Raw genomic sequence first — 3,809 nt, forward strand, 5'->3', positions numbered from 1 at the left:
TAAACTACCCGGACTTCCTCGATTCTCCCCAGCAGGGACTAAGGTATCAATCATCTATCCTCCGAAGCTTTCTCTGCCTTGGCCCGTACGCAAGGTCCACCAACAAGAAAAGGCCTTCCGGTAAGCGGAAAATAAAGGTGCGAACCGTTTCCCGGGTGTGGCGGTCTCGGTAGGGTTCCGAAACCGCCCAAGGACTTCCAGAGAGTAGTTGTTTGCGTAATTCCCGAAAGTAAGGACGCCAAGCCCAGTTGTAGCCGATAAAAGCTGGTTCTTCGCGCCAAAACCCACTCTTACCCCGGGTAAAGTTGGGCGAGACTTGCTCCCCCGAGGAGGCACAGAGATAAAGGCGAAAGGCCGCAGACGGCAAAAGAGGCAGGAGCCGATCTATTGCAAAGGGAGGTTCCCTTAGCGCCTTTTCCAACAGGGCCACAAGACGCCGCCAAAGAACTAACTCCGCCACGAGGGGATCTCTTTCTTCCTGATAGAGCCGCCCGGCTACGCCTTTAACCACCGGTACAAACTTTTCCGGGGGAAGTAGCGTTGGTTGAGGCGAAGCAAAAAGGAAGCCTTGGGCGTAAGTCGCACCAAGCCTTAAGCCCGAACTTTAGCCACTCTTCCTCCTCCACGCATTCCACGAGCAAAAGAGCCCCGAGTTTTTCGGCTAACCTCCCCAGACTCATCATTACTTCCTGGCCGTATGGCGAAGAATGGAAGGGGCGGCAGTCAAACTTGATAACCTCCGGCGCCACCCGTCCGATGCGGTCCAGGTTGGAATAAGCGGTCCCCACATCGTCAATAGCGATGCGGCAGCCTGCTTCCCGGAAAACCGCAAGGGTCTTTTCCAGGGCCAAGGGTTGGTAACAACTTTCCTCGGTAATTTCAATCACCACCCGCTGCGGGTCAATCCCGTAGGTTGCCAGTGACTCCAGGGTGAAGAGCTTTTCCTTCTCGCCATTATGCTGCGCCAACCATTCGGGCTTAAGGTTTAAAAAGATGCTTACATCTGTACTAGCCAAAGCAGCAAGCGCCTGCTCCCTGATAACCCGGTCCAACGCCCGCTTTAAGTCGGTAGAGACGTTGGGATTAGTGAAAAAAGACCTAAGCTCACCAGGTTTCCTGCCCGGTCGGTCGTGCGGCCAAGGACCTCGTAGCCGATGATGTAGCCGGTCTCTAAAGAAACGATAGGCTGATAGCAGGGGAAAACAGCGTCTTTTATAGGAACTTGTGGCGCGGACAAATTTTCTTTACCTCCTTAAACTCGTGGTAAAAATCAGCCCCTGCGTAGCCTGGCGGCCACCAGCAGGAAGACTGCTCCCAAAAGGCGCTGCAGTAACTTTTCCGGCACCCATGTTACCAGGCTGGCTCCCAAAACCGAGCCGAGGGCCGCTCCGGTCGCTAACAGGACGGCCACCCGCAGGTCAACGCTGCCGTGGGCGCTATGGGTGAGGGTGCCGAAAAGCGCCGTCGGCATTATTACGGCTAGCGAGGTTCCCACCACCATACGCGCGTCCATGTGCATAAGGTACATCAGCGCGGGGATCATCACGATGCCCCCGCCGATGCCGAAGAAGCCGCTGAAAAGTCCTCCTAGGATTCCTAAAGAAAATTAAGCCCAGCATCTGGAACACTGTTCTTCCCTCCGTAAATGGCAGGTGCGTTGCTCCGGAAATAGTTTGACGGTTATTCCCCGGTAGGAAGAGTTGTTTTTAAAGAGCGGCCCCCGCCGTCGTAATGACAGGGGGGCCGCTTCGCCCGTCTTGAGCGGTCGTCGCTCTAATTGGTTTAAACCGCCGCGTCGCCCGTTTTGCCCGTCTGCACGCGCACGGCGTTTTCTGCCGGGTAAACGAAAATCTTGCCATCGCCGACCTGTCCCGTGCGGGCAGCTGCGGCGATTTCTTCAATCACCTTTTCGACTTCCTGGTCGCGCAGGACGATCTCGATCTTTACCTTCGGCAGGAGGTTGATGCTGTACTCGTGGCCGCGGTAAACCTCGGTCCGGCCCTTCTGGGTGCCGCAGCCCATCACCTGGGAGACCGTCATCCCGTGGATGCCGAACTTGCCTAACGCTTCCTTAACCGCCTCCAACCGTTCAGGTCGCACAATCGCTTTGATCTTTTTCAAAGCTGATCTCTCCTCGTTTTAGCTGTTTACAGCGCCAGCCCACGGTAGGCTTCCTCGCCGTGCTGCGTGAGGTCTAGACCCAGCGTCTCCTCCTCGTCCGCCGCCCGCAGCGCAGTGAACAGACCCACGGCCTTGAGGATAATAAACGTCGCCAGGGCCACAAACGCCCAGGTTGCTACTATTCCTACAGCCTGGATGCCGAGCTGCGCCGGGTTTCCGAAGAAGAGGCCGTCGGCGCCCGCCGGGTTAATCGCCTTAGAGGCGAAGAGCCCGGTGGCTAAAGCTCCCCAGGTGCCGCCGACGCCGTGCACACCGAAAGCGTCGAGCGCGTCGTCGTAGCCCAACCAGGGCTTAAGCACCGCCACCGCCAAGTAGCAGAGAACGCCGGCTACAAGCCCGATAACCACCGCCGGCAACGGCCCCACGAAACCGGAGGCTGGTGTGATTGCCACCAGACCCGCTACGCAGCCGCTGGCTGCGCCTAAGACCGTCGGCTTGCCGTGGCGCAGCCACTCTGCCAACACCCAGGAAAGCGCCGCCGCGGCCGCCGCGGTATTTGTGACCACGAAGGCGCTGGCCGCCAAGCCGTTTGCCGCTAGCGCACTGCCGGCGTTGAAGCCGAACCAGCCGAACCACAGCAGCGCCGCACCGAGCACGGTCAGCGGCAGGTTGTGGGGCAGCATCGGCTCGGCGCCGTAGCCGCGGCGCCGCCCCAGCACCAGTGCCGCCACTAGACCCGAAACACCGGAGCTGATGTGGACCACCGTCCCACCGGCGAAGTCGAGCGCCCCCAAGTTCCGCAGCCAGCCGCCCACGCCCCAGACCCAGTGGGCTAACGGGTCGTAGACAAACGTCGTCCAGAGAAGAGCAAAGGCTACAAAAGCCGGAAAACGCATCCGTTCTACGACCGAGCCGCTAATCAGGGCCGCGGTGATGATGGCGAACATTAACTGGAAGGCCATAAACGCCTGGTGCGGGATGGTGCCCGCGTAGTCGGCGTTAGAGGTTCCAGCCCCCACGCCCTTAAGTCCTAACCAGGAGAGCCCGCCGATCACGTGGCTGTGGTCCGGGCCGAAGGCCAGACTGTAACCCCAGAGCACCCACTGCACCGAAACCAGAGCCAACACGATAAAACTCAGCATAATGGTGTTGAGGATGTTCTGCTTGCGGACCATCCTCCCGTAAAAGAGGGCCAGCCCCGGCGTCATCAGCATTACCAAGGCGGTTGACGCTAATACCCAGGCTGTGTCCCCGGTATCTACTTTTGCTGCCGCGGCCCAGGCAACGCCTGGAATAAGAGAAAAGAGGACTACAGGAAGGCCAGTAGAAAGGAAACGCTTCATTACCTAACACCCCTTCCTTTAGATTTGGTCAACTCGTTTTATCTATCGCCTCGCTCCGGCACGGGCGGCGCCTCCACCGCGCCGGAACGTTGAAAAAATAAAGGTGCCTCGCCTTTGGGGCTACTCCGCCCCGCGAAGCACCTTTGCTTAACCCAAAATAGCAAGGCGCCCCAACCCAGAGGCTCCGGCGCCCTGCTCCGGGATACATCATTGTATCCCGCCATGCTCTGAACTTATGAAAAATTAAAACAATACTTAAGCTAATTTTATACTCGTTCGGTTATCCCGTCAACACTTTTTGACAAAACCGACCGCGTCAACCCACTGTAGGAATCTCAAAACCTC

General features: G+C 58.1%; 5 protein-coding genes. All 5 read right to left on the reverse strand.

Features of this window, described 5'->3' with window-relative positions; all coding sequences use genetic code 11:
- Positions 1-46 precede the first annotated feature (46 nt).
- Positions 47-511, reverse strand: a complete 465-nt coding sequence (locus ACUVTA_RS08860; RefSeq protein ID WP_445952581.1) for an EAL-associated domain-containing protein — start codon at positions 509-511, stop codon at positions 47-49.
- Positions 504-1,196, reverse strand: coding sequence for an EAL domain-containing protein (locus tag ACUVTA_RS08865; protein ID WP_445952584.1), 693 nt, complete (start codon positions 1,194-1,196; stop codon positions 504-506). Before ACUVTA_RS08865 ends, ACUVTA_RS08860 begins: the two co-directional genes overlap by 8 nt.
- A 74-nt stretch (positions 1,197-1,270) precedes the next feature.
- Complete coding sequence (locus tag ACUVTA_RS08870; protein ID WP_445952585.1) at positions 1,271-1,594, reverse strand: TSUP family transporter; 324 nt, start codon at positions 1,592-1,594, stop codon at positions 1,271-1,273.
- Positions 1,595-1,782: 188 nt separating this feature from the next.
- Entirely contained in the window at positions 1,783-2,121 is a 339-nt protein-coding gene (locus tag ACUVTA_RS08875; RefSeq protein WP_445952582.1) for a P-II family nitrogen regulator, read from the reverse strand.
- Positions 2,122-2,147: 26 nt separating this feature from the next.
- Positions 2,148-3,464, reverse strand: coding sequence for an ammonium transporter (locus ACUVTA_RS08880; protein ID WP_445952583.1), 1,317 nt, complete (start codon positions 3,462-3,464; stop codon positions 2,148-2,150).
- Positions 3,465-3,809: the final 345 nt, after the last annotated feature.

The sequence above is a fragment of the Thermodesulfitimonas sp. genome, assembly GCF_052743955.1.